The organism is Amycolatopsis sp. NPDC048633 (assembly GCF_040650695.1).
GTDB lineage: Bacteria > Actinomycetota > Actinomycetes > Mycobacteriales > Pseudonocardiaceae > Amycolatopsis.
This window is the reverse complement of sequence record NZ_JBEZHS010000030.1, coordinates 1-23,318: the sequence shown is the minus strand read 5'-3', so window position 1 is coordinate 23,318 and position 23,318 is coordinate 1. Positions and strand designations below refer to the sequence as shown.

Genomic DNA, 23,318 nt, shown 5'->3' with positions numbered 1-23,318 from the left:
TATTGACGCCCCGCCCGCGCCGGGATAGCGTTCTCGCGCTAAATAGGAAACTTTCCTAACAAAGTGGAGGGCGACCATGCGCCTGCTTCCCCTCGCGACGGCGGTCGCGCTCGCCGTCCCGCTCGCCGCGACCCCGGCCGAAGCGGCCGCCGCTCCGGCGGAGGTGCGCGTGGACCAAGTCGGCTACGCGCTGGGCGAGGCGAAGCACGCGTACCTGCTCGGTGGCGCCCCGGGGAAGTTCGCCGTCGTCGACGAGCGCGGCCGCACCGTCCGGGAAGGCCGCACCGGCGAAAGTCTCGGATCCTGGAACGCGAGGTACGCCAAGGTGTTCGACCTCGACCTGTCTACTGTGGACCGGCCGGGCACCTACCGCGTCAAGGCCGCGGGCGCGACGTCGCCGCCGTTCCGGATCGACACCGCGAGAAGGCTGTTCCGCCCGCTCGTACGCGCCACCACCGAGTTCTTCCAGGCCCAGCGCGACGGCCACGACGTCGTCCCCGGCCGTCTCGACCGCAAGCCCTCGCACCTCGCGGACGAGCGGGCCACCGTCTACGCCGAGCCGAAGTTCGCCGGCGAGGGCGGCGACGAAATCGTCGAACCGCTCAAGCCCCAGGGCGGCCCGGTCGACGTCGAAGGCGGCTGGGTCGACGCGGGCGACTTCGTCAAGTTCACCTCCAACACGGCGTACTCGCTGGCCGAACTGGGTTTCGTGCTGCGTGACGACCCCGACCCGGTGCTGGCGAAGGAGGTCCGCTTCGGCCTCGACTGGCTCGACAAGATGTGGGACGGCCGGACGAAGACCCTCTACGCCCAGGTCGGCATCGGCACCGGCAGCGAGGAGTTCGGCTTCCTCGGCGACCACGACGTCTGGCGCAGCCCGCAGGACGACGACGCGCTCGACGTCAAACCCGGCGACCCCGCCTACTTCGTCAAGTACCGCCCGGTGTTCCCGGCGGCCCCCGCGGGCGCGCCGCTCTCCCCGAACCTCGCCGGGCGAGTCGCCGCCGCCTTCGCGCTCGGCGCGCAGGTGCAGGCCCACCGCGACCCGCGCCTGGCCCGGCACTACCTGAGCGAGGCCGCGGCCGTGTTCGCCCAGGCCAAGACGGCGGACGTCGGCGAGCTCGTCAGCGCGTTCCCGCACGCCTACTACCCGGAGTCGTCCTGGGAGGACGACCTGGAACTGGGCGCGACGCAGCTCGCGCTGGCCGCCCGCAAGCTCGGAGACCCGCGTGCGAACGGCTGGGCCCGCGACGCGGCGAAGTGGGCGAAGGCGTACATCGGCAGCGACGACACGAGCACGTTGAACCTCTACGACACCAGCGCACTCGCCCACGCCGACCTCGCCGTCCTGCTGCGGACCGGGGTCCCCGGCGCCGCGCTCGGCGTCCGTGAGCTGGCCGAGGACCTGCGGCGGCAGCTGGACGCCGGAGTCGAGTCCGCGAAGAAGAGTCCATTCCGGACCGCCGTCGACGTCACCGACTTCGACGCCGCCAGCAAGAGCTTCGGCTTCGCGGCCACCGCCCGGCTCTACCAGCGCGTCACCGGAGACACCCGCTATGCGGCCTTCGGCACGCAGCAGCGTGACTTCACGCTCGGCGCGAACGCCTGGGGAGTGTCGCTCGTGGTCGGCGCCGGCACGACGTTCCCGCAATGTCCGCACCACCAGGCCGCGAACCTCGCCGGACCTTCGAAAGTGCTGTACGGCGCGGTCGTCAACGGCCCGAACGGCGCGGACAACTTCGCCGATCTGCCGTTCCCCGCGGGCGCCAAGGAATGCACCCGTCCGTATGAATCCTTCGACGGGCAAGGAAGTCGCTACGCGGACGACCTGAGTTCATGGCCCAGCAACGAGCCCGCCATCGACTTCACCTCCACCGCCCTCTTGGCATTTTCGCTGGCGGGCAGGTCGTAGCATGGCCGGGTGAGCGAACAGTCTGAATTCCCCGACGGCCAGTACCCCGAGCGTCCGGTCGAGCGCCAGAAGGGCCCGGTCGTGCTGCGTGGCGACCGCCGTGACCAGGGCAGCACGACCGACCAGCGGCTGCTCGACTCGCGCGGGCCCACCGACTGGGTGCACACCGACCCGTGGCGCGTGCTCCGGATCCAGGCCGAGTTCGTCGAGGGGTTCGGCGCGCTCGCCGAGGTCCCGCGCGCGGTCACGGTGTTCGGCTCGGCGCGCACCAAGCGCGATCACCCGGAGTACGAGCTCGGCCGCAAGATCGGCGAGGCGCTGGCCAACGCCGGGTTCGCCGTGATGACCGGCGGTGGCCCTGGCGCGATGGAGGCGGTCAACCGCGGCGCGGCCGAGGCCGGCGGCTTCTCCGTCGGGCTGGGCATCGAGCTGCCGTTCGAGCAGGGCCTGAACCCGTGGGTCGACCTGGGCGTCAACTTCCGGTACTTCTTCGCCCGCAAGACGATGTTCATCAAGTATTCGCAGGCCTTCATCTGCCTGCCCGGCGGCTTCGGCACGCTCGACGAGCTGTTCGAGGCGCTGACGCTGGTGCAGACCAAGAAGGTCACGAAGTTCCCGGTGGTGCTGTTCGGCAGCGAGTACTGGGGCGGGCTGTACGACTGGATCGCCAAGACCGTGCAGGCCGAGGGCAAGGTCAGCCCGCACGACCTGGACCTGCTGCACGTCACCGACGACATCGACGACGCCGTCCGCGTGGTGCAGGAGTCCTACCAGGCCTGGGAGGACACGCACTGATGAGCCGGATCTGTGTTTTCTGCGGTTCGTCCATGGGCTTTTCGCCGCGTTACGCCGAGCAGGCGGCCGCGCTCGGCAAGCTGCTGGCCCAGCGCGGCATCGGCCTGGTCTACGGCGGCGCGAGCGTCGGCACGATGGGCGTCGTCGCCGACGCGGCCCTGGCCGCGGGCGGCGAAGTGATCGGCGTGATCCCCGAGGCGCTCTCGTCGGTCGAGATCTCGCACGCGGGGCTGTCGGAGCTGCACGTCGTGAAGGACATGCACGAGCGCAAGGCCAAGATGGCGGCGCTGTCCGACGGCTTCCTGGCCCTCCCGGGCGGCGCGGGCACGCTGGAGGAGCTGTTCGAGGTCTGGACGTGGGCCCAGCTCGGCCTGCACGGCAAGCCCATCGGCCTGGTCGACGTCGACGGGTACTACGGGCCGCTGGTGGCCTTCGCCGACCACATGGTGACCGAGGGGTTCGTCAAGCCGGAGTACCGGCAGCTGCTGATGACCGACGCCGACCCGGCGGTGCTGCTGGACAAGTTCGCGACGTACGAACCGCCGGCCCCGCCGAAGTGGGCGAAGGAGCCACCAGGCATCTAGGGCTGAAGCGCCCCAATGTGGCCTTCGGTGCGTCCAACGCACCCAAGGGCCCCTTGGGTGCGTCAGACGCAACCAAGGCCACATTGGGGCGCTTGACGCTAGCGGTCCGCGGTCGCGCGCCCGGCCTCGGCGACCGCGGTACTGGCCCGGACGAACGCGGCCACCGCGCGCGACCGCGTCCGGTCGGGCCAGGCCAGCAGGACGCCGGTCCGGGGCGCGTCGAGCACCGGCACGCACGCCACGTCCGCCCGGACGTGGCGCCGGGCCGACTCCGGGACCACCGCCACCACCTGGCCCAGCGCCACCAGCTGCAGCAGCTGACCGGGGTCGCGCACCTCGGGACCGCGCACGTCGCTGCCGGGCCAGCGGGGGAACGGCTCGCCGTCGAGGTCGGCGAGGACCAGGGCCGCCCGGCCGGCCAGCCGGTGGCCGCGGGCGAGCATCGCCACCTGGTCCTGCTCCAGCAGCAGCTCGGTGTCGAACCCCGCGACGTCGTCGTGCGGGGCGTGCAGGAACGCCAGGTCGACGCGGCCGTCGCGCAGCATCCGAGCCTGCTCGCCGATCCCGCCCACGACGACTTCGACCTCGACGGCGTCCGGATCCTGCCGGTAGCCGGGCAGGATCCGTTCCAGCAGCCCGGCGTCGCCGTCCGGCTTCATCGCCACGAGCAGCTTCGGGTCGTCCTGCCCCGCGCGCTGCGCCCGGCGCACCGCGGCCTCGACCGCGTCGAGCGCTTTGTGGCTCTCCGCAAGGAAAACCGCGCCCGCGGGCGTCAGGTTCACGCCGCGGCTGGTGCGCTCCAGCAGGGTCACGCCCATGCGGCGTTCGAGCTGCTGGATGGCGCGCGACAGCGGGGGCTGCGCCATGCCGAGGCGCTGCGCCGCACGGCCGAAGTGCAGTTCCTCGGCGACGGCGACGAAATACGCGAGCTCCCGCGTCTCCATATCACCAGGGTATCGGCCGATGCGGCATCGGTGTTGGCCCGCGCGGGCACCCCGCTGGTGTCCTGGAGCCATGAACGAAATCACTTTGGTCACCGGCGCGAACAAGGGCATCGGCCGGGAGATCGCCGCCCGGCTCGCCGCCCTCGGGCACACCGTCGTCATCGGCGCCCGCAGTGCGGAGCTCGGCGAGCAGGCCGCCGCGGAGCTGGGCACCGAGTCGGTGGTGCTCGATGTGACCGACCCCGCGTCGGTCGCCGCGGCCGCCTCCCGCATCGAAGAGCGTTACGGCCGTCTCGACGTGCTGGTCAACAACGCGGCCATCAGCCGCCCGCCGGGCACGGACCTCTCGCACCAGAGCCCCAGCTCCGCCGACCTCGGCACGCTCCGCGCCATCTTCGAGACGAACTACTTCGGCGTCATCACGGTCACGAACACCCTGCTGCCGCTGCTGCGCCGCTCGGCCGCGCCGCGCATCGTCAACGTCTCCAGCAGCGGCGCGTCGCTGGCGCGCAATGCCGACCCGGCCACCGAGCTGCCGATTTCGGCGGGCTACACCCCGTCGAAGACCGCGTTGACGGCGTTGACCCTGCAGTACGCGAGGGAGCTGCGTCCCGACGGGATCCTCGTCAACGCCGTCTGCCCGGGCTACTGCGCCACCGACCTGAACAACCACTCCGGGTATCGGACACCGGCCCAAGGTGCGGCGTCGGCGGTCCGGATGGCGACGATCCCGAAGGACGGCCCGACCGGCACCTTCGTCGACGACGAAGGCCCGGTGCCTTGGTGACCTGATCGGTTGTTTCGGGTGCGAAATCGATCTTGAAGGGTTGTGCCGCCTTTGCCCGGCTGAGACGCTCGATCTCGAGTCAGGAGCGATCCTCGGCAGGGGGGAACCCAGTGAAGAGATCTCTGCTCACCATCGGCGCCGTGGGCGTTTTGCTGTTCGGAACGGCCGGCCCGGCCGCGGTCGCGGCGCCGGCACCGGATCACTCCGGTTCTTCGAAGGCCAGGCCGGCCGGGTGGCCGAGCGACTGTCGTGACGAGGTGATGAACAAGTACCAGACCGGTGCTTATTGCCTGCACACGAATGGTGGTTTCTACCAGGCGATCGCCGTCTGCAAGTTCAAGGACACCGGAAAGACCGGCCTGTTCTACGGCACCTGGGAAGGGCGCGGGGCGCCGTCGTATGCCTATTGCCAGGGCTACTCGTACGTGGATTCCTCGGGTATCAACACGACACCCACACCGCCGTGACGAACCAGGGGAGGAATGGCATGAGCAAGCGGATCGCGCATTGTCTCACCGTCGTGGCGGTGGTGGCGGCGCTCTTCACCGCCAGTCCCGGTGGCGCCGTCGCCGCACCGGCCGGCTGGCCGGAGAGCTGCTGGGACGGCCCGTCCAAGGTCGGCAACGGGTGGATGGCCAAGTGCGACGCCGGCACCGGCAAGTACCAGGCCGTCGTCTTCTGCCAGGTGATCCTGGGCGGTCAAAAGCTCGTCCGCCAGGGCGGGTGGACCCACGCCGGCACCTGGGCCACCGCCTTCTGCCCGGGTGGGACGAACCGCACCAGCGGCGGGATCAACTCGTCTCCCGACCCGTGATCAGGCGACGCCTTCGCTGGGCCGCTTGTGGTAGGTGTCCACGTACTCCTGGCCCGAGATCTCCAGGATCTGGTACATCACCTCGTCGGTGACGGACCGGCGGATCGCCGGCGAGTAGTCCTGGCCCTCGTAGCGCGAGAAGTCCAGCGGCTTGCCGAACGTGATGGCGATCTTCGCCGGCCGCGGGACGCGCTTCCCCGCGGGCTGGAGGTTCTCGGTGCCGGTCAGCGCGACCGGCACCACCTTCGCGCCCGTCGCCAGGGCCAGTGCCCCGACGCCCGTGTGGCCGCGGTGCAGCCGGCCGTCCAGGGAGCGTGTGCCCTCGGGGTAGATCGCGAAGACGCCACCCGCGTCGAGCACCTTGCGCGCCGCTTCCAGGGCGGCCAGCCCGGCCTGGGCGTTGCCGCGCTCGACCGGGATGTAGCCGAGCCCGCCGACGAACCCGGCCATCAGCTTGCCCTTGACGCCCTTGCCGGTGAAGTACTCCGCCTTGCCGAGGAACTTGACCTGCCGCGGCGTCGCGAACGTGATCACGCCGGTGTCGAGCGCGGCGCGGTGGTTGGCCGCCAAGAGCACCGGGCCGGTGGTGGGCACGTTCTCCACGCCCCGCACCTCGGGCCGGTACACCGCCCTGGCCAGCGGCCCCAGCACGAACCGGACAAGCAGCGCGATCAAGTGGTCCTCCTCCTCGGGTGCGGTGACACCAGCATGGCACGATCGCTACTCGTGAGTTGGTTCGAGCGGCGTACGTGGCAGGAGCCCGGTTGGACGCCCGAGGACATCGTGGCCGCGAAGGGTGACCGCACGGTTTCGGTCGTGCTACCGGCACTGGACGAAGAGCGGACCGTCGGCGACGTCGTCGCGTCGGTGCGGCCGCTCGTCGGCAACGTCGTCGACGAGCTCGTGGTCATGGATTCGGGTTCCACGGATGCCACCGTCGAAACCGCCGAAGCCGCCGGCGCCCGGGTCGTCCGCCGTGAGGACGTCCTGCCGGACCTGCCGCCGGTGCCCGGCAAGGGCGAGGTGCTGTGGCGCTCGCTGGCCGCGACCAGCGGCGACTTCGTCGTGTTCCTCGACTCCGACCTCGTCGACCCGGACCCGGCGTTCGTGCCGTCGCTGCTCGGGCCGCTGGTCGCCGAAAGCGGCGTCCACCTGGTGAAAGGCTTCTACCGCCGTCCGCTGCGGCTGGAGAGCACGGGCGGCGGCCGCGTCACCGAGCTGCTGGCGCGGCCGGTGCTCTCGGCGCTGCGCCCCTCGCTCGGCGGGCTGGTCCAGCCCCTCGGCGGCGAGTACGCGGGCACGCGCGCGTTCCTGGAGTCGGTGCCGTTCGCCGCCGGGTACGGCGTCGAGATCGGGCTGCTGCTCGACGCCGAGGCGCGCTACGGCCTCGACGGGCTCGCGCAGGTCAACCTCGGCGTCCGCAAGCACCGGAACCGGTCACTGCTGCAGCTCGGCGCGATGTCCCGGCAGATCCTGGGCACGGCCCTGTCGCGCTGCGGGGTCCCGTCGTCGGATGCGCCGCTGACGCAGTTCGTGCAGGTCGACGGGGAGTGGCTCCCCGACGTCACGGAGGTCCGGGTCGCGGACCGGCCGCCGATGCGGGAAGTGCTCGCCCGTCCTCGAGGGTGAGGACCTCGTCGAAGCCGGCCAGGTGCTCGGGGCGGTGCGTCACCAGGACGACCGTGCCTCGCGCCTGCGCCAGGACGCGCTCCAGGACAGCGTCGCCGTGGACGGGGTCGAGGCCTTCGACCGGCTCGTCGAGCACGAGGACCTCCGGTGCCGCCAGGACCGCGCGGGCGAGGATCAGCCGCTGGCGTTGACCGCCGGAGAGCGCGTCGCCGTCCGGTCCGGTGTCGCGGTCCAGGTCGAGGTCGAAATCGGCGTTCGCGCAGGCCTCTCTCAGCTCTTCGTCGGTCGCTTGCGGCTTCGCGAGCAGGAGGTTTTCGCGGACGGTCGTGTGGAACACGTGGGCGTCGGCCAGCGCTCCCGAGACGAGGTTCGGCAGGTCGGCGTACTCGGCGAGCGGGTGGCCGTCGAGGAGGACCTCGCCGTCGGTGGGGGTTTCGAGGCCGAGGAGGAGACGCAGCAGGGTCGTCTTGCCGGCGCCGCTGGGGCCGAGGATCCCGACGCGTTTGCCGGGCGGGAGGTCGAGGTCGAGGTCTTTCACCGCGGGCGCCCGGCCGGGGTACCGGACCGCGGCTTTCCGGATCGTGAAGTGTCCTTTTTGTACCGACCGCGTGCCCTGGGGGATGGCGGGTTCGGTGAGCACGGCTTTCACCCGGGCGGCCGACGCGCGGATCTCGGGGACGCGGCGGGCGGCGCCGACGAGCGGCAGGACGACTTCGAAGGTGGTCAGGGCGGCCAGGGTGAGCGCGGCGGTCCAGGGCACGGAGGCGTGGCAGAGCAGCGCGACGGCGGCGGTGGTGACCAGCTGGACGAGCGTCCCGGCGGCGGTGAGCACGGCGGTACTGGCTGACGTTCCCCGCTCACTCGCGGCGAGGTGGTCGACGACGTCGGTGGCTCGCGCGCGGGTCTGCGTCAAGGCACCGGCGGCGACGAGCTCCCGGTGCCCGGTGACGAGCTCGACGGCCCGTTCGGCGAGTTCGGCCCGCTTCGGAGCGTCGTCCCGGGCGGCGCGCCCGGTGACCCGGATGACCAGCCACGGCAGAAGCACCCCGGCGACGAGCAGCCCGCCCGCGAGCGCGACGGCGGCCGGCGCCGACGCGGTGGCGGTGACGGCCACGGCGGCGCCCCCGACGAGCGCGGCGACCCCGGCGGGCAGCAGCCACCGCAGGACGGCGTCCTGCAGAGCGTCCACATCGGACACGAGCCGGGTGAGGAGGTCTCCGCCGGAGTACCGCGACCCGGGGACCAGGGCTTGGTAGACGCGGGTGCGAAGGGAACCGAGCCACCGCAGGACGACTTCGTGGCCGGCGAGCCGTTCGGCGTACCGGAGGCCACCGCGAAGGAGAGCGAGGGTCCGGACGGCCACGATGGCGACGGTGAGGGCCCCGAGCGGAGGTTGTTCGGCGGCGCGGAGAAGCAGCCAGGCGGCGGTGGCCATGAGGCCGAGGGCGGCGAGCTCGGCCCCAGCCCCGACGAGGGCGGCGCGGAGGAGGCGGAGAAAGTCTTTTGTGGACACGCCCCACGCCCGCAGAGCAGCCCCCACCCTGCCCGGGGGGCGTCCCCGATCCCATCGTACCGGCGCCGGCTCGTGAAAAGGGGCCACTCGGCGATCTGTGGACAACTGCCCTCCTGTGGACAGAGAACTTGACAAATCCATCAAGCTGTCACCTCCGCGCACACCCGGCCGTCGCGCAGCTCGACCACCCGGTCCGCCAACCCGGCCATCGCCGGGCGGTGGGCGACCAGCACCGCGGTCCGGCCGGGCAGCAACCGCCGCGTTGCCGACAGCACCGTCGCCTCCGTCCGGGAGTCCAGCCGGGCCGTCGGTTCGTCCAGCAGCACCAACCCCGCCGAAGTGCGTGCCAACGCCCGGGCCAGTCCCACCCGCTGGCGCTGGCCCGCCGACAGGACCTCGCCCAGCTCGCCGACCGGCGTCTCGAACCCGGCAGGCAACCCCGCCGCCACCGAATCCAGTGCCGCTGCCCGGGCCGCCGAAGGAACGTCCGCGGAAGCGAGGCCCAGCGCGATGTTCGACTCCAGCGATCCCCGGAACAGCGTCGGCCGCTGCGGGACCCAGGCCACGTCGGCCAGCCAGTCGGAAGGGGTCAGCGTCCGCAGGTCCACCCCGTCGACCAGGACCTGCCCCGAAGACGGCGTCACGAACCCCAGCAGCACCGCCAGCACCGTGCTCTTCCCGGACCCGCTGGGCCCGACCAACGCCACCCGCGAGCCGGCGGGCAGCGTCAAGTCCACATCGGACAGAGCCGGAACGCCGGAGTAGGAAACCGAAACCCGCGAGAAAACCACCGAAGGCGCGCCCCGGCGCCGGCAACGGGCCCCCGACAGCGCAGGAATCACTGGCATGGCAAGAGCCTCCCGCAACGCCGTCAGCCCCTCGGCCGCCGCGTGGAACTTCGCCCCGGCAGCCCGCAGAGGCAAGTACGCCTCCGGCGCCAGCACCAGGATCAGCAGCGCCGTCCGGGCATCAAGAGAGCCGGCGAGCAGCCGGAACCCGATCGGCACCGCCACCAAAGCCACCGAGAGCGTCGCCACCAGTTCCAGCACCAGGGAAGACAAGAACGCGACCCGCAAAGTCTTCATGGTCGCGTCGGCGTGAGCGGTAGCCATCGAACGGACCGTCGAAGCCTGCGCCGAGGCCCGCCCGAACACCTTCAGCGTCTCCAGGCCGCGGACGACGTCGAGGAAGTGCCCGCCCAGCTTCTTGAGCAGGTCCCACTGGGTCCGCGCCGCCGTGTGCTTGCCGACGAGGATCGCGAACACCGGGATCAGCGGCAGCGTCGCCGTCACCACCAGCGCCGACACGACGTCCGTCGTGAACAGCCGCACGACCACCGCGATCGGCACCACCACCGACACCACCAGCGACGGCAGGTACCCGCTCAGGTAGCTGTCCGTCGCGTCGACTCCCCGCGTGACCTGCGTGGCGACGACGCCGGCCCGCTCGGATGACGAGTCGAGCAGCCGCCGCCGGAGGCCGCCGCGGACCGAGGCCGCGAACCGTCCACTGAGGACACCGTGGCCGCAGGTGAGCGCGACCCGGCCGGCCAGCGCCACCACCAGGAAGAGGGAAACCCCGCCGCCGGTCAGCAGCGTCGCGAGTCCTTCGGCCTGGAGCAACACGAAAACCGCGGAAAGCACTCCGAGCACGGCCAGCACGACCAGGTACCGCCGGAGTCCGGGAAGAGCAGGCACCGCGTCCTCCTAGAAGTGCAGCAGCGAGCGCTGGTCGAGCGGATTCCGGTGCGCGCGCCAGGTCAGCCACTGCACCACCACGAGGGCCAGCACCGCCGGCGCGGCGAACCAGCCCAGCACCGCGAACGTCCCGGACGCCGTCGCCGCCTGGTCGACGGTCAGCGTGTACGCCGAGGACACGAGCACCGTCGGGAACCGCAGCGTGCCCGCGAGCAGCGCGGGACAAGCCGCGAGCACCATCGCCCCGACGAGCGCGACCCGGTACCGCTTGGCCCCCAGCGCCAGCCGGAAGACGCCGAAAGCGACGAACGTCAGCACGACCACGCCGGCACCGAGAAGCGTGCCGCCGTCCACGGCGAAGAAGCCCCACACCGTCGCGATCACGAGGAAGGCGAACACGGGCGCCGAGAAGGCCCGCGCCAGCCGCACCGCGCGGCCGGTCAGCTCCGCCGGCGCGCGCACGGCGAGGAACGCCGCGCCCTGCAAGCAGAACAGCGCGACGAACCCGAGCCCCCACAGCACCGCGTACGGGTTGAAGAGCGCGAGCACGGTCGGCGAGCCGTCGGCCGCCAGGGGCAGGCCGAGCACCAGGTTGCCCAGGAACATGCCCCACGACAGCGCCGTCACCACCGCGCCGCCGACGATGCCCGCGGTCCAGGCACCGCGCCGCGCGTCCGGGCGCCGGCTGCGCAGCTGCATCGACGCCGTGAACGTGACCAGGCCGAGCAGCAGCGTCACGACCAGGACGTACGCCCCGGTGAACACCTTGCCCTCCAGGTGCGGGAACGCGCCGAAGAGCAGGCCGACCGCGGCCACCAACCACACCTCGTTGGCCAGGAAGAACGGCCCGAGCGCACCGAGCGTCTGCCGTCGCCGCCGCTCGTCGGCTTCGAACGCGGGCAGGAGCATGCCGACGCCGTAGTCGTAGCCCGCCAGCGCGAAGTATCCGCAGGTCAGCAGGCCGAGCAGGCACCACCAGAAGGTCACCATCGGTCAGACTCCGCTCAGGACGGGCAGCTCGGCGGCCTCGTCGACCGGCTCCGGGCCGCGCTTGGCGACGCGCGCCATGAGCACCCAGTCGGCGACCGCGAGCGCGGCGAACAGCAGTGAGAAGGCGATGAAGGAGAACAGGATCTGGCCGGCGGGGACGTCCGCGATCGCGTCGGCGGTGCGCAGCTTCCCCCAGACCAGCCACGGCTGACGGCCGAGCTCGCGCACCAGCCAGCCGAGGATCGCGGCCGCGAACGGCAGCGGGATCGCCGCGACCATCAGGTAGTGCAGGAACCGCGCCTTGGTGATCCAGTTCCGGACCAGCAGCAGCGTGCCGAGGATCGCGCAGAGGAACATGACGAACCCGAGCGTGATCATCAGGCCGAGCGGGAGCCCGACACCGCCGAACTCCAGCTTGTCCGGCTGGTACATCCGCAGCTGCCCGAACTGCTCGAAGCCCTGCTGGATGACGAAGAACGAGCCGACGAGCGCCGTCACGACGCCGATGCGCATCGACCGGCGGAAGAACTCGACCTCGGTGGTGCGCTTCAGGAAGTGGTACGCGCTGACGCCGACGACGAAGAACCCGCCGGTCACCAGCGCGGCGCCGAGCACGTGCGGCAGCGACGCGACCAGCGCCGGGTTCGAGAACAACGCGCCGAAGTCGTCGAGGTGCAGGGTGCCGCCTTCGAGCCGGCTGCCGACCGGGTTCTGCAGGAACGAGTTGGCCAGCATGATGAACAGCGCCGACGCGTACGCGGTCAGCGTGACCAGCCAGACCAAGGTCAGGTGCAGCCACTTGTTCAGGCGCCCGAAGCCGAAGATCCACAGGCCGAGGAAGGTCGACTCGAGGAAGAACGCGACCAGCGTCTCAATGGCCAGCGGAGCGCCGAAGACATCTCCGGCGAAAGCGGAGAGACCGGTCCAGGTCAGTCCGAACTGGAATTCCATCACGATTCCGGTGACAATCCCCAGCGCGTAATTGATCACGTACAGCCGGCCCCAGAAGCGGGTCATCCGCAGCAGCTCGGGCTTGCCGCCGAGCGTCCAGCGCGTCTGCATCACGGCCACCAGCGTGACCAACCCCAGTGTGAGCAGCACGAAGAGGAAGTGGAACGAAGTCGTCGTCGCGAACTGGAGTCTCGCGACCGGGAGTGCGTCCATGCCGAGCGACTATATACGTAGCCTGGCTACATGTAGCCACCAAATCCATGAGATCCGGGTCATCTCCGGGAAATCCCCGGGTGTCCCCGGTGCGTCCGGTCAATAGTCTTCCCGGGGTGGTCATGCGTAGACTGCGTACCTATGAAGGCGGACACCTTGCGCGGGCACCTCGACGCGTTGCTGCTGGCCGTGCTCGACGGCCGGAAACTGCACGGCTACGCGATCATCGAGGCGCTCCAGCTGCGCAGCGACGGCGCGCTCGACCTGCCGACCGGCACCGTCTACCCGGCGCTGCGCCGGCTCGAGCGGGCCGGCTGGCTGGCCAGTGAGTGGGACGTCGTGTCCGGCCGCAAGCGCCGGACCTACCGGCTCACCCGCTCCGGCGAGCAGGCCCTGGCCGCCGAACGCACGGAGTGGCGGGAGTTCACCACGGTCATCGGGGGAGTACTGGGCGCATGATCGACGAATACCTGGGGGACCTGGACCGCAGACTGCACGGCTGCGGCCGCTTCAAGGCCGACCTGCTGGAAGAGGCTCGCGACGGCCTGCACGACGCCGCCGACGCCTACCGCGCGGGCGGCTGGACCGACGAGGACGCCGAGCGCCGCGCGGTCGCGGACTTCGGCCCGGCGGGCGTCGTCGCCCGCGACTACCAGGCCGAGCTCGGCATGCTCAGCGGCGTCCGGACGCTGTGGAAGCTCGTCATCGGCGTCCCGGCGATGCAGATCGCGTGGGACTACGCCCGCATCCTCACCTTCGGCGAGTGGACGAAGATCTCGACGCCGACGCCCGAGTGGTACAAGGTCGTCACGCACGTCAGCCACGGCGCGGTGTTCGTCGTGCCGGTGATCGGCGTGCTCGCGCTGCTCGGCATCCGCTGGCTGAGCCGGCGCCTGGACGGCACCGGGCTCGCCCGGTTCTGCGGCATCCTCATCGCGCTCGCGGTCGGCGTGAACCTCGCGTCGGTCGGGCTGCTGATCAGCGCGACCGGGTTCGTGGACGCGTCGAGGCTGTTCCTGAGCGTCCCGTGCGCCTTGCTGATGGTCGCCTGGGTGCTGCTTTCGCTGCGGCTCGTCGTGCTCGCGAGACGATCCTGGGGCGGGTATGCCACGATCGTCGCGTGACGACCGCGCTGATCTACCTCGTAGTCATGCTGCTGGTGGCCGCCGTGGTGTTCCTGCTCGCCGCCGTCGTGTTCGGCCGGGGTGAGGAACTGGCCCCGCTGCCGCCGGGCAGCTCGCCGACGCGGCTGCCCGCCGAGGACATCACCGGCGAGGACCTGCAGGAGGTCCGCTTCCAGCTGGTGCTGCGCGGCTACAAGATGTCCGAAGTGGACTGGGTGATGCGGCGCCTCGGCGTCGAGCTCGACGAGCTGCGCACCCGGGTCGCCGAGCTGGAGCAGCGCGAACGCGAGCGGGAGAGCTCGCCCGAAGGCGCCCAGTGACGGACCTGATCCTTTCGGTCGACGTCCGCGCACCGGCCGGGACGACCTGGCTCGCGCTGACGGACTGGACGCGCCAGGGCGAGTGGATGCTCGGCACCGAGGTCGAGGTCGTCGAGGGCAACGGCCGCAGCGTCGGGTCGCGGCTGGCGGCGTTCACCGGGGTGGCCGGCATCGGCTTCACCGACAAGATGGAGATCACCAGCTGGGAGCCGCCGGTGCGGTGCGGGGTCCGGCACCTCGGCAGCTTCGTGCAGGGCACGGGCGTGTTCCAGGTGGTGCCGAAGGGTGCGCAGCGCTCGACGTTCGTCTGGGCCGAGCACCTGCGGCTGCCGTTCGGGCCGCTGGGCCGGCTCGGCTGGCCGGTCGTGCGGCCGGCGTTCGCGCTGGGGGTGCGCCAGTCGCTGCGGCGGTTCGCGCGGTTCGCGGAGGACTATTCGGTGGGTGGGCATGAGTGAGCTGGTCGGCGCCGACGGCGTCGCGCGGTGCGGCTGGGGCAATTCGACCCCGGACTACGCGGACTACCACGACCAGGAGTGGGGCACGCCGCTCCACGGGCAGGACGAGCTGTACGAGCGGCTGTGCCTCGAGTCGTTCCAGTCGGGGCTTTCGTGGATCACGATCCTGCGCAAGCGGGAAGGCTTCCGGAAGGCATTCAAGCAGTTCAAGCCGGCGAAGGTGGCCAAGTTCGGCGACGCCGACGTCGAGCGGCTGATGCAGGACACGTCGATCGTGCGGAACCGGGCGAAGATCCTGGCCACGATCAACAACGCGAAGGCGATCGCCGCGCTGGACACACCGCTCGACGACCTGCTGTGGTCGTTCGCGCCGGCGTCGCACCAGCGGCCTGCGTCGATGGCGGACGTCCCGGCGATCACCGACGAGTCCAAGGCGATGGCCAAGGAGCTGAAGAAGCGCGGCTTCGTCTTCCTCGGCCCGACGACGTGCTACGCGCTGATGCAGGCGACCGGCATGGTCGACGACCACGTCAAAGGCTGCTTCCGGGCCGGCTGACCCGGAAGCAGCCTCGCGCCTTACTTGCCCTGGAAGTCCGGCTTGCGCTTGCCGACGAAGGCTTCGACGGCCTCGCTGTGGTCGGCGGTCGCGCCGAGCGCGGTCTGGGCGGCGTCCTCCGCGGCCAGTGCTTCCTCGAAGGTCGACTGCGCGGCCAGGTTCAGCACACCCTTGATCTTTGCGTAGGCGACCGTCGGCCCGGCCGCGAGCTTCGCCGCGATCTTCTGGGCGCGCGCCGGCAGTTCTTCGTCCGGCACGACTTCGCCGACCAGGCCGAGCCGCAGCGCCTCCGCCGCGTCGACGGTCCGGGCCAGCAGCATCAGCTCGGCGGCGCGGCCGTAGCCGACCAGCCGCTGCAACGTCCACGACGCACCCGAGTCCGGTCCGAGCCCGACGTTGGCGAAGGCCATCAGGAACGACGACGACTCGGCGGCGATCCGCAGGTCACTGGCGTAGGCGAAGGCGGCCCCGGCACCGGCGGCGGTGCCGTTGACCGCGGCGATCACCGGCTTCTCCATGGCCACGATCGCCTGGACGATCGGGTTGTAATGCTCCTTCACCGTGTGTAGCGGAGCGGGGTCACCCGCCTGGAGCAGTCCCACGTGCTCCTTCAAATCCTGGCCGGCGCAGAACGCCTTGCCGGAACCGGTCAGCACGACCGCGCGGACGGTTTCGTCGTCCGCCGCCTCGCGCAGCGCCGCGAGCAGTGCTTCCTTCAGCTCGACGGTCAGCGAGTTGTACGCCTGCGGCCGGTTGAGGGTGAGGGTGCGCACCCCGTCGGCGTCGGCGATCAGCAGGACGTCGGATGTGGTCACGTCTTCTCCTTGCGCGGAAACATCGGTCGACCGACAGTCTCACACCCCTCGCGGGCCGCATACCAGCACCGATACGGCGGCAAAAGATCGGTCCGCTGATGCGCCCGGCCGCTGATGAGGGACAATGGACACCAGACCCGGCTGGCTTTCACGCGAGCGCGACCCGGGCGCGCCGGTTGAGACGGAGGGAGCACGCTATGGCGGCCATGAAGCCCCGGACCGGAGATGGTCCCCTCGAAGTGACTAAGGAGGGACGGGGCCTCGTGATGCGCGTACCGCTCGAGGGTGGCGGGCGACTCGTCGTCGAACTCTCCGCGGAAGAAGCGAAGGACCTCGGCGCCGCTTTGGCGGAGGTCACCGGCTGAGCCGACCCCCTCGAACCGTCCTTCCGTCGCACCCCGGTCTCCCTTCGGAGGCCGGGGTCGCGGTTCCTCTGCGCCCGAAGGTTGCTCACTGTGCGTAATCCGCTACCCCCCGTTCCGACCAGTCTGCTCGACATCGAGGTGGCGGGCGACCTCCGCCGCGGCGCCCCGACGGCCCGGCTGGTGACCGCCCCCGCCGACGACGTCGAGTCCGAGCCCTTGGAGATCGGTGGCGTCCGGATCACCGGCAAGGCGGGGGACGTGCAGACGGTTCCCGCCGGCGAAGCCCGCTGGATCGCGGGCCTGGGCGACGGCGAGCCGAAGCAGTACCGGAAGACGGGCGCGGCGCTGGTCCGCGCGGTCAACGCCGCGCTGGCCGACGACGTCGACCACGGTGGCAAGGCGTTCCGCACGGTGCAGCTGGTGCTGCCGGAAGAGGCGAGCGGCGAGCATGTGACCGAGCTGGCGCTGGGGCTGCTGCTCGGCGGGTACCGGTTCAAGGTGACGGGTGAGGACCCTGCGCCGTCCGTCCGGACGGTGCGGCTGGTGGCTCATGACCGGGCGGTCTCCTCTTACACCGAACTGGTCTCGCGGGCTTCGGTGCTGGCCTCGTCGACGGCGCTGACGCGCGACCTCGCGAACACGCCGTCCAACATCAAGAGCCCGGCTTGGCTCGCGGACACGGCGGCCCGGGTGGCCGGTCCACGCGTCGAGGTGGCGGTGCGGGACGAGAAGTGGCTGGCGGCGCAGGGCTTCGGCGGCGTCCTGGCGGTCGGCGGCGGGTCGTCGCGGCCGCCGCGGCTGATCGAGATGACGTACAAGCCGTCGGGGGCGGCGAAGCACCTGTTGCTGGTGGGCAAGGGCATCACGTTCGACACGGGCGGCCTGTCGATCAAGCCGGCCGACGGAATGCACCTGATGCGCACGGACATGGCGGGCGGCGCGGCGGTGATCGCGGCGATCCGCGGGATCGCGGAGCTGGGTCTCCCGGTGCGGGTGACGGCGCTGGTGCCGGCGGCGGAGAACCACGTGTCGGGGTCGGCGTACCGGCCGGGCGACATCGTCCGGCACTACGGCGGCAAGACGACCGAGGTCGGCAACACGGACGCGGAGGGCCGGATGGTCCTGGCGGACGCGCTGGCGTACGGAATCCGCCGGTACAACCCGGACCTGATCGTCGACGCGGCGACGTTGACCGGCGCGATGAAGGTGTCGCTGGGGCTGCGAACGGGCGGCTTGTTCGCATCCGACGACGCGTTGGCGGCATCGGTCGCGGCGGCGGGCGCGCGGGTGGGCGAGGCGTGGTGGCGCATGCCGTTGGTGGAGGACTACGCGGAGAACGTCCGCGGCGAGTTCGGCGACATCCGCCAGACCCCGGCGGGCCCGGGCAGCATCACGGCGGCGCTGTTCCTTCGCGAGTTCACGGAAGGGTTGCCGTGGGCCCACCTGGACATCGCGGGACCGGCCCGCTCGGAGAAGAACTACGACGACGTGGTGCCGGGAGCGACGGGCTTCGCGGCCCGGACCTTGGTGGAGCTGGCGGCTTCGCTCTGAGTTTTCCCCAGGTCGGCTGGGCTGTGGACAACCTGGTGTTCGCGGCCGGTCTTGTCGGTGGGGGCCGATAGACTGGACAGGGGACGCCCCCAGGGACGGGCGGGGGCTGTCCGGTGGCGGCCCCTGGGCTCAGCCTTCGGCCCGCGGTGGCTCGGATGTCTTGAATGACTCATTCCTGTCGTCGGATGAGGTGAATGGGGCATTCACGACACCGCAACTGCGTGATCGCGCCCCCGGCCGGCGCCGGCACACCGCCAGCGCCTCGAGCTGGCCACGCAGACCCGACTGCGTCGGAGCCCTGCCAAAGAGGGCCGTCCAGCGGCGGCCCCGGGGCTCAGCCTTCGGCCGCAGTCGTCAGAACGTGGTCGCGGAAGCCGGTGACCGCCGGGGTCATCGGCTCGTCGGCCCGCCACACCAGCCCGATCGTCCGGTACGGCCGCGGTTCCAGCGGCACCTCCGCCACCCCGGCCGGCGTTCCGGGTCCGAACCGCGGCAGCAGCGCCACTCCGAGGCCCGCCGCCACCAGGCCGCGCACCGTGTCCGATTCCTGGCCCTCGAACGCGATCCGTGGCGTGAAGCCCGCCGCCGCGCAGAGCTCGTCCGTCAGCGTCCGGACTCCGTAACCCGGTTCCAGCAGCACGAACTCCTCGTCCGCCAGCTCCGCCATCCGCACCGAGCGCCGCCCCGCCAGGTGGTGGCCCGCCGGGACCGACAGCAGGATCTCTTCCTCGACCAGTCCCGCCGACGTCAACGACGGAAGCGACGGCAGCGGCGCGAGCAGCGCCAAGTCCAGCTCGCCGCCCGCCAGCCGGTCGAGCATCACCTGCCGTGAGCCCTGGACCAGCGTGAACCGCACCTCCGGGTACCGCGCCCGGTGGCCACGCAGCAGCGAAGGCACCAGCGACCGCCCGAGCAGGTGCAGGAACCCCAGCACGACGTGCCCCGACTCCGGCGCCACCTCCTCGCGCGCCAGCCGGACGCCGGTGTCCACCGCCGCCAGGCCACGCTCGGCCGCTTCGGCCAGCAGTTCCGCCGCGCGCGTGAGACGGATGCCACGCCCGTCCGGGACCGTCAACGGTGCTCCCAGCGCGTCGGCCAGCGCCGCGAGCCGCCGGCTCACCGTCGGCTGCGGCACGCCCAGCAGCTCGGCCGCGCGTGTGACGTTCCTCGTCTCGCGCAGGGCGGCGAGCAGCGGCAGGTGCGGCGCCACCTGCGCCGACAGCGAGTCATACGTCACCGCATCAATCATGCCAGAGCAGTGCATTGGACGTATTGGTTAGCTCTGCTTACTTTCAGGTGGTGACTTCCACGCGCCGAGTCAAGATCGCCGTCGCCGCGGCCGGGATCTCCTCCTTCGCCCTGCTGTACGCGCCGCAGCCGGTGCTGCCCCAGCTCGCCGCGCAGTACCACCTCGACCCCGGCGGCGCGGCGCTCGCGGTCAGCGTCGCGACCGGCGCGCTCGCCATCGCGGTGCTGCCGATCGCCGCGCTGTCCGAGGTGATCGGCCGGCGCCCGGTGATCCTGACGTCGGTGATCGCGTCCGTCGTCTTCGGGCTGCTGCTGCCGCTGATGCCGACGTACCCGGCACTGCTCGTCCTTCGCGCTCTCCAGGGCATCGCCATCGCCGGGTTCCCCGGGGTCGCGGCCGCCTACCTGGCCGAACGCCTCGGCCGCGCGGGCGTCGCCGCGGCGGTCGGCGCGATGATCGCGGGCAACACGATCGGCGGCATGCTCGGCCGGCTGGCCAGCGGGTTCACTGCGGGGCCGATCGGCTGGCGCGGCGCGCTGTTCGTCGTCGCGGGTGTGGGCGCGATCTGCTCGGCGATCACCGTCGTGACGCTGCCCCCGGGCACGCGTCCGCGCGGCGACGCCCAGCTTCGCGCCGTCGCCCGCGGGCTGGTCACGGCGGTGAGCAAGCGGGTGCTGCTCGCCCAGTACGCCGTGGCGCTGCTCGCGATGGGCTCGTTCGTCGCGCTCTACAACGCGGCCGGCTTCCGGCTGACCGGTGAGCCGCTGAACCTGTCCCCGGCGATCGCGTCGCTGGTCTTTCTCGCGTACGCGACCGGTTCGGTGTCCTCGGCCGCGGCCGGACGGCTGGTGGCGCGCGTCGGCCGCCGCCGAGCGCTGATCGGCGCGTTGCTGCTCACGGCCGTCGGCGCGGCGCTGACGCTGCCGGACTCGTTGCCGCTGGTCATCGCCGGGTTCCTGGTACTGACGTGCGCGTTCTTCGCGGCGCACGCGGTCGCGAACGGCTGGGCGGCGGCCGACGCCCCCGAGAACGCGCGCGGCCAGGTGGGCGGCATGTACACGGCGACGTACTACCTGGGCAGCAGCGTCGGCGGCGCGGCAGGGGCGGCGGTCTACGGGCACGCGGGGTGGCCGTGGTTGATCGCGGTGGTGGCGGTGTGGCTGCTGCTGGCGGCGGCTGCCGTCGGGGCCGGGACGCGGGTTCGCGCGGAGCGTCGGGAGCTGGTGACGAGCTGACGCAGGTCGCGACGGGTGCCCGGCGGCCCGGACGTCATGAACGACTCGTTCATGACGTCGGGCGAGGTGAAAGAGTCTTTCATGACCTCGCCGCGGCCTGCCGATCGAACTCGAGGCCTCCAGACATGCCCCCACCCTGCCCTGGGGGGCGTCCCCGCTCCAGTCTACCGGCGCCCCCCGACGCAACCCGCCGCGAACGGTGAGTTGTCCACAGTCCGACAAGCCTGTGGACAGACTCTCAGATCGCCGCCGCGACCAGCAGTCCGCCGCCGACCGGAAGGAGCGCCGGGACCAGGCGTTCGTCCTCCCGGAACGCTCGCGCCACCTCGCGCAGGGCGAGGGTCTCCGGGTCTCGATGGGACGGGTCGATCACGCGGCCGCCCGCCAGCACGTTGTGGAACGCGATGATCCCGCCGCGCCGCAGCAGCGACACGCCCAGCTCGTAGCAGCCGGGGTACTCGATGTGCGCGGCGTCGACGAACACCAGGTCGTAGCCGCCCGGGGTGAGCCGCTGGAGCACGTCCAGGGCCCGGCCGACGATCAGCCGCGTCCGGCCCGGTGCGTAGCCGGCTTCGCGGAACGTCACGCGCGCGGCCCGCTGGTACTCCGGCTCGACGTCGATCGAGGTCAGGATGCCGTCGGGTGCCATGCCGCGCAGCAGGCTCAGCCCGCTCACCCCGGCGCCCGTGCCGACCTCGACGACGGCCTTCGCGCACAGCGTCGCGGCCAGGAACCGGAGGGTCGCGCCCGCCCCCGCGCTCAGCGAGCTGCAGCCCAGGTCGTCGGCCCGTGCGCGCGCCGAAGAGAGCACCTCGTCGTCGGGCAGGTACCCGTCGACGAACCCGGAGTCGGCCGGTGCGGCCGCAGGGGTGGGCGTGTTCACGCACGGAGGTTAGCGTTGGTTGTCGATAAATCCGCGCAGGCTCCCTGGTAAGCACTCCGAGAGAAGTTCTCAGCCTGCTCTCAGTCCAGTCTCACTAGAACCATAAGGAGTCCGGAGAGACTGAAATCCGAGCACACGGGGAACACCGTGGCGACAGCCCGCGTTGGGTGGAGCAGACAGGAGAAACGCAGATGGAGGTGCCTGCTCCCACGATGCAGAACGCCGATGAGGACGTCGACGCGGCTCAGACCGTGTCCCTGGACGAGGCGGCCTGGACGCCACCGTCCTGGGACGAGGTCGTCCGCGAGCACAGCGACCGGGTCTACCGGCTCGCCTACCGCCTGACCGGCAACACGCACGACGCCGAGGACCTCACCCAGGAGACCTTCATCCGGGTCTTCCGGTCGCTGGCGTCCTACAAGCCCGGCACGTTCGAGGGCTGGCTGCACCGGATCACCACCAACCTGTTCCTCGACATGGCCCGCCGGCGCTCACGCGTGCGGATGGAAGGCCTGCCGGAGGACACCGACCGCATCGTGGGCGACGACCCGAGTCCCGAGCAGGTCTTCTCCGACACCCACCTGGACCCGGACCTGCAGGCGGCGCTCGACGAGCTGCCGCCGGAGTTCCGCGCCGCGGTGGTGCTGTGCGACGTCGAAGGGCTCTCGTACGAGGAGATCGGCGCGACGCTCGGTGTCAAGCTGGGCACCGTCCGCAGCCGGATCCACCGTGGGCGTCAGGCGCTGCGCGCGTCGCTCGAGCGACGACGCGCTCACGCCCCGGAGTCTGCGAAGGTGTCGGTATGACCGCACCGCGAGGCTGGGGACTCCCCGAGTCGCACCTGCTGCCGGACGCCGTGGTCGCGTTCGTCGACGGCGAGCTTTCCCACGGCGCCCGCGACCGCGCGGCGTCGCACATCACGCGCTGCGCGGCGTGCGCCGCCGAAGTGCGCGCCCAGCGCCAGACGGTGGACGCGATCCGCCGCGCGGGGGCGCCGTCGATGTCGGCGGGGTTCCTGGCGAGCCTCCAGTCGATCCCGGAGCACACGGACCTCCCGAGCGCGCCGGACAACCTGGCCATCACGGCCGACGGCCAGCTGGTCGCCGTCCAGCGCCCGGACCGGGTCGCGGGGCTGCGGGACACGGGGGTCCTGGGTGGTGTCGCGCCGTTGGGATCATCGGCGCCGCTGGGCCAGTCCCCCAACGTTCTCGGCGGCGGCAGGTTTAAGCGTAGGGCGGCGCAGGGTGCCGGAGTGGTGGTGTCCGGGCTGGTGCTGAGTGCGCTGGCGCTGGTCGGGACGTCCGCGGACGGCGGAGACGGCAACCCGGAGACCGGCGGCGCGGTCCCGCAGCAGGCGAACTTGCTGCCGGCCCAGATGGCGGTGCCGCAGCCGGTGGTGCCGGCATCGACCCCGGCGAGCACGACGCCGGTCGCGGTGCCCGCGGGTATTCGCTGAGACTTGTTTCCCGCGAAGGCCGCCATGAGGGACTCCTCGTGGCGGCCTTCGCTTTTGCGTAGAGCTGGGGTGACTGGCGCTGTCGGCTGAGTAGGTCGGACGCCTTGCATGACTCATTCATGTCGTCGGACGAGGTGAATGAGTCATTCAGGGCACCTCGGCGGCGCGACCACGCTCCTTGAGTGCAGAGCCCAGGGCCGACTTCGCCGGGCCAGCTCAGGCCTGGGCCGGCTTCGGCGGACTGCCGGGCTTGGCAAGGCCCCCGGTCCACGCTGGGTCCCCCAGGCAGGGACACGGCAAAGCCGGCGCGTGCGGCCAGGGTCCAGCGTCGCGAATGAGTCATTGGGGACCTCTGGCGCCCCGAATGAGTCATTCGCGACGTTCGGATCGCGGGCGAGCGGGTGGGGACTCGTTCCGCGGCAGCGGTCATGAACGACCCATTAAACACGTCAGTCGAGGGGTAATGGTCGTTCATTTAGT

The 23,318-nt window shown here is 71.4% G+C and carries 26 protein-coding genes; 17 read left to right on the top strand and 9 right to left on the bottom strand.

Translation table 11 applies throughout. The annotated features are described in order from the left end of the window. The first annotated feature begins 76 nt into the window (after positions 1-76). Genes AB0C38_RS37210 through AB0C38_RS37200 form a run of 3 tightly spaced genes read left to right on the top strand, consistent with a single transcriptional unit; the run spans position 77 to position 3,291 of the window. Positions 77-1,912, top strand: a complete 1,836-nt coding sequence (locus tag AB0C38_RS37210) for a glycoside hydrolase family 9 protein (protein WP_360682471.1) — start codon at positions 77-79, stop codon at positions 1,910-1,912. Between the two features lie 9 nt (positions 1,913-1,921). Then, entirely contained in the window at positions 1,922-2,707 is a 786-nt protein-coding gene (locus tag AB0C38_RS37205) for a TIGR00730 family Rossman fold protein (protein WP_284750483.1), read from the top strand. Continuing rightward, the gene (locus tag AB0C38_RS37200) at positions 2,707-3,291 is read left to right on the top strand and encodes a TIGR00730 family Rossman fold protein (RefSeq protein WP_360682470.1); all 585 of its coding nucleotides are present in this window, start codon (positions 2,707-2,709) and stop codon (positions 3,289-3,291) included. The genes AB0C38_RS37205 and AB0C38_RS37200 overlap by 1 nt, the downstream gene beginning before the upstream one ends. Before the next feature lie 98 nt (positions 3,292-3,389). On the opposite strand, the gene AB0C38_RS37195 is transcribed toward AB0C38_RS37200, so the two are convergent. Beyond that, positions 3,390-4,235, bottom strand: coding sequence for a LysR family transcriptional regulator (locus AB0C38_RS37195; RefSeq protein ID WP_360682469.1), 846 nt, complete (start codon positions 4,233-4,235; stop codon positions 3,390-3,392). 70 nt (positions 4,236-4,305) lie between these two features. On the opposite strand from AB0C38_RS37195, the gene AB0C38_RS37190 reads away from it, so the two are divergent. The 3 genes from AB0C38_RS37190 (at position 4,306) to AB0C38_RS37180 (ending at position 5,836) form a co-directional block, all read left to right on the top strand. Then, the gene (locus AB0C38_RS37190; protein ID WP_360682468.1) at positions 4,306-5,022 is read left to right on the top strand and encodes an SDR family oxidoreductase; all 717 of its coding nucleotides are present in this window, start codon (positions 4,306-4,308) and stop codon (positions 5,020-5,022) included. A 140-nt stretch (positions 5,023-5,162) separates the two neighbouring features. Continuing rightward, a complete protein-coding gene (locus AB0C38_RS37185) occupies positions 5,163-5,489 on the top strand; it encodes a hypothetical protein (protein ID WP_360682467.1) in 327 nt (108 codons plus the stop codon). 20 nt (positions 5,490-5,509) lie between these two features. Then, on the top strand, positions 5,510-5,836 hold the full coding sequence (locus tag AB0C38_RS37180) for a hypothetical protein (RefSeq protein WP_360682466.1): 327 nt from the start codon (positions 5,510-5,512) through the stop codon (positions 5,834-5,836). On the opposite strand, the gene AB0C38_RS37175 is transcribed toward AB0C38_RS37180, so the two are convergent. Next, positions 5,837-6,511, bottom strand: a complete 675-nt coding sequence (locus AB0C38_RS37175; RefSeq protein ID WP_360682465.1) for a lysophospholipid acyltransferase family protein — start codon at positions 6,509-6,511, stop codon at positions 5,837-5,839. A gap of 51 nt (positions 6,512-6,562) precedes the next feature. Between AB0C38_RS37175 and AB0C38_RS37170 the strand changes: the two genes are divergently transcribed. Next, on the top strand, positions 6,563-7,465 hold the full coding sequence (locus AB0C38_RS37170; RefSeq protein WP_360682464.1) for a glucosyl-3-phosphoglycerate synthase: 903 nt from the start codon (positions 6,563-6,565) through the stop codon (positions 7,463-7,465). Here the strand turns inward: AB0C38_RS37170 and cydC are convergent. From cydC to AB0C38_RS37150, 4 genes are all read right to left on the bottom strand, one after another. After that, entirely contained in the window at positions 7,401-8,978 is a 1,578-nt protein-coding gene (gene cydC / locus AB0C38_RS37165; protein WP_360682463.1) for a thiol reductant ABC exporter subunit CydC, read from the bottom strand. The two genes, AB0C38_RS37170 and cydC, sit on opposite strands and share 65 nt — an antisense overlap. A 140-nt stretch (positions 8,979-9,118) precedes the next feature. Further along, on the bottom strand, positions 9,119-10,675 hold the full coding sequence (cydD, locus tag AB0C38_RS37160) for a thiol reductant ABC exporter subunit CydD (RefSeq protein WP_360682462.1): 1,557 nt from the start codon (positions 10,673-10,675) through the stop codon (positions 9,119-9,121). Between the two features lie 9 nt (positions 10,676-10,684). Further along, the gene (cydB, locus tag AB0C38_RS37155; protein WP_360682461.1) at positions 10,685-11,665 is read right to left on the bottom strand and encodes a cytochrome d ubiquinol oxidase subunit II; all 981 of its coding nucleotides are present in this window, start codon (positions 11,663-11,665) and stop codon (positions 10,685-10,687) included. 3 nt (positions 11,666-11,668) lie between these two features. Beyond that, entirely contained in the window at positions 11,669-12,829 is a 1,161-nt protein-coding gene (locus AB0C38_RS37150; protein ID WP_360682460.1) for a cytochrome ubiquinol oxidase subunit I, read from the bottom strand. A 141-nt stretch (positions 12,830-12,970) separates the two neighbouring features. Between AB0C38_RS37150 and AB0C38_RS37145 the strand changes: the two genes are divergently transcribed. From AB0C38_RS37145 to AB0C38_RS37125, 5 genes are read left to right on the top strand one after another with little or no spacing between them, the layout of a single operon-like run. After that, complete coding sequence (locus tag AB0C38_RS37145) at positions 12,971-13,288, top strand: helix-turn-helix transcriptional regulator (RefSeq protein WP_003086561.1); 318 nt, start codon at positions 12,971-12,973, stop codon at positions 13,286-13,288. Further along, positions 13,285-13,953 carry a permease prefix domain 1-containing protein gene (locus tag AB0C38_RS37140; RefSeq protein ID WP_360682459.1) on the top strand — a complete coding sequence of 223 codons (669 nt, stop codon included), beginning with the start codon at positions 13,285-13,287 and terminating at the stop codon, positions 13,951-13,953. The genes AB0C38_RS37145 and AB0C38_RS37140 overlap by 4 nt, the downstream gene beginning before the upstream one ends. Next, the gene (locus AB0C38_RS37135) at positions 13,950-14,273 is read left to right on the top strand and encodes a DivIVA domain-containing protein (RefSeq protein ID WP_285482672.1); all 324 of its coding nucleotides are present in this window, start codon (positions 13,950-13,952) and stop codon (positions 14,271-14,273) included. The genes AB0C38_RS37140 and AB0C38_RS37135 overlap by 4 nt, the downstream gene beginning before the upstream one ends. Next, positions 14,270-14,728, top strand: coding sequence for an SRPBCC family protein (locus tag AB0C38_RS37130; protein WP_360682458.1), 459 nt, complete (start codon positions 14,270-14,272; stop codon positions 14,726-14,728). Before AB0C38_RS37135 ends, AB0C38_RS37130 begins: the two co-directional genes overlap by 4 nt. Beyond that, positions 14,721-15,284: a DNA-3-methyladenine glycosylase I gene (locus tag AB0C38_RS37125; protein ID WP_360682457.1), complete on the top strand. Its 564-nt coding sequence runs from the start codon at positions 14,721-14,723 to the stop codon at positions 15,282-15,284. Before AB0C38_RS37130 ends, AB0C38_RS37125 begins: the two co-directional genes overlap by 8 nt. Positions 15,285-15,304: 20 nt before the next feature. Here AB0C38_RS37125 and AB0C38_RS37120 read toward each other — a convergent pair whose 3' ends face one another. Beyond that, the gene (locus AB0C38_RS37120; protein ID WP_360682456.1) at positions 15,305-16,099 is read right to left on the bottom strand and encodes an enoyl-CoA hydratase-related protein; all 795 of its coding nucleotides are present in this window, start codon (positions 16,097-16,099) and stop codon (positions 15,305-15,307) included. A 197-nt stretch (positions 16,100-16,296) separates the two neighbouring features. Here AB0C38_RS37120 and AB0C38_RS37115 point away from each other — a divergent pair, with 197 nt between their 5' ends. Together AB0C38_RS37115 and AB0C38_RS37110 are read left to right on the top strand one after the other, a co-directional pair. Continuing rightward, positions 16,297-16,464, top strand: coding sequence for a DUF3117 domain-containing protein (locus AB0C38_RS37115; protein ID WP_013222969.1), 168 nt, complete (start codon positions 16,297-16,299; stop codon positions 16,462-16,464). Positions 16,465-16,554: 90 nt separating this feature from the next. After that, positions 16,555-18,015 (top strand): leucyl aminopeptidase family protein, encoded by a 1,461-nt coding sequence (locus tag AB0C38_RS37110; protein ID WP_360682455.1) that lies wholly within the window; start codon positions 16,555-16,557, stop codon positions 18,013-18,015. 334 nt (positions 18,016-18,349) lie between these two features. On the opposite strand, the gene AB0C38_RS37105 is transcribed toward AB0C38_RS37110, so the two are convergent. Beyond that, positions 18,350-19,252 carry a LysR family transcriptional regulator gene (locus AB0C38_RS37105; protein ID WP_360682454.1) on the bottom strand — a complete coding sequence of 301 codons (903 nt, stop codon included), beginning with the start codon at positions 19,250-19,252 and terminating at the stop codon, positions 18,350-18,352. A gap of 62 nt (positions 19,253-19,314) precedes the next feature. Here AB0C38_RS37105 and AB0C38_RS37100 point away from each other — a divergent pair, with 62 nt between their 5' ends. Next, entirely contained in the window at positions 19,315-20,499 is a 1,185-nt protein-coding gene (locus tag AB0C38_RS37100) for an MFS transporter (protein WP_360682453.1), read from the top strand. A gap of 238 nt (positions 20,500-20,737) precedes the next feature. Here the strand turns inward: AB0C38_RS37100 and AB0C38_RS37095 are convergent, their stop codons facing one another. Beyond that, on the bottom strand, positions 20,738-21,382 hold the full coding sequence (locus AB0C38_RS37095; protein ID WP_360682452.1) for an O-methyltransferase: 645 nt from the start codon (positions 21,380-21,382) through the stop codon (positions 20,738-20,740). Between the two features lie 191 nt (positions 21,383-21,573). Here AB0C38_RS37095 and sigE point away from each other — a divergent pair, with 191 nt between their 5' ends. Both sigE and AB0C38_RS37085 read left to right on the top strand, forming a co-directional pair. Then, on the top strand, positions 21,574-22,188 hold the full coding sequence (sigE, locus tag AB0C38_RS37090) for an RNA polymerase sigma factor SigE (RefSeq protein WP_360682451.1): 615 nt from the start codon (positions 21,574-21,576) through the stop codon (positions 22,186-22,188). Continuing rightward, positions 22,185-22,838, top strand: a complete 654-nt coding sequence (locus AB0C38_RS37085; RefSeq protein WP_360682450.1) for a zf-HC2 domain-containing protein — start codon at positions 22,185-22,187, stop codon at positions 22,836-22,838. Before sigE ends, AB0C38_RS37085 begins: the two co-directional genes overlap by 4 nt. The last annotated feature ends 480 nt before the right edge of the window (positions 22,839-23,318 follow it).

Coding starts and splice junctions, on each gene's coding strand:
- AB0C38_RS37150 (WP_360682460.1), bottom strand. CDS start 12,829: ATGGACGCACTCCCGGTCGCGAGACTCCAGTTCGCGACGACGACTTCG.
- AB0C38_RS37210 (WP_360682471.1), top strand. CDS start 77: ATGCGCCTGCTTCCCCTCGCGACGGCGGTCGCGCTCGCCGTCCCGCTC.
- AB0C38_RS37140 (WP_360682459.1), top strand. CDS start 13,285: ATGATCGACGAATACCTGGGGGACCTGGACCGCAGACTGCACGGCTGC.
- AB0C38_RS37145 (WP_003086561.1), top strand. CDS start 12,971: ATGAAGGCGGACACCTTGCGCGGGCACCTCGACGCGTTGCTGCTGGCC.
- AB0C38_RS37180 (WP_360682466.1), top strand. CDS start 5,510: ATGAGCAAGCGGATCGCGCATTGTCTCACCGTCGTGGCGGTGGTGGCG.
- sigE (WP_360682451.1), top strand. CDS start 21,574: ATGGAGGTGCCTGCTCCCACGATGCAGAACGCCGATGAGGACGTCGAC.
- AB0C38_RS37115 (WP_013222969.1), top strand. CDS start 16,297: ATGGCGGCCATGAAGCCCCGGACCGGAGATGGTCCCCTCGAAGTGACT.
- cydB (WP_360682461.1), bottom strand. CDS start 11,665: ATGGTGACCTTCTGGTGGTGCCTGCTCGGCCTGCTGACCTGCGGATAC.
- AB0C38_RS37085 (WP_360682450.1), top strand. CDS start 22,185: ATGACCGCACCGCGAGGCTGGGGACTCCCCGAGTCGCACCTGCTGCCG.
- AB0C38_RS37200 (WP_360682470.1), top strand. CDS start 2,707: ATGAGCCGGATCTGTGTTTTCTGCGGTTCGTCCATGGGCTTTTCGCCG.
- AB0C38_RS37195 (WP_360682469.1), bottom strand. CDS start 4,235: ATGGAGACGCGGGAGCTCGCGTATTTCGTCGCCGTCGCCGAGGAACTG.
- AB0C38_RS37190 (WP_360682468.1), top strand. CDS start 4,306: ATGAACGAAATCACTTTGGTCACCGGCGCGAACAAGGGCATCGGCCGG.
- AB0C38_RS37125 (WP_360682457.1), top strand. CDS start 14,721: ATGAGTGAGCTGGTCGGCGCCGACGGCGTCGCGCGGTGCGGCTGGGGC.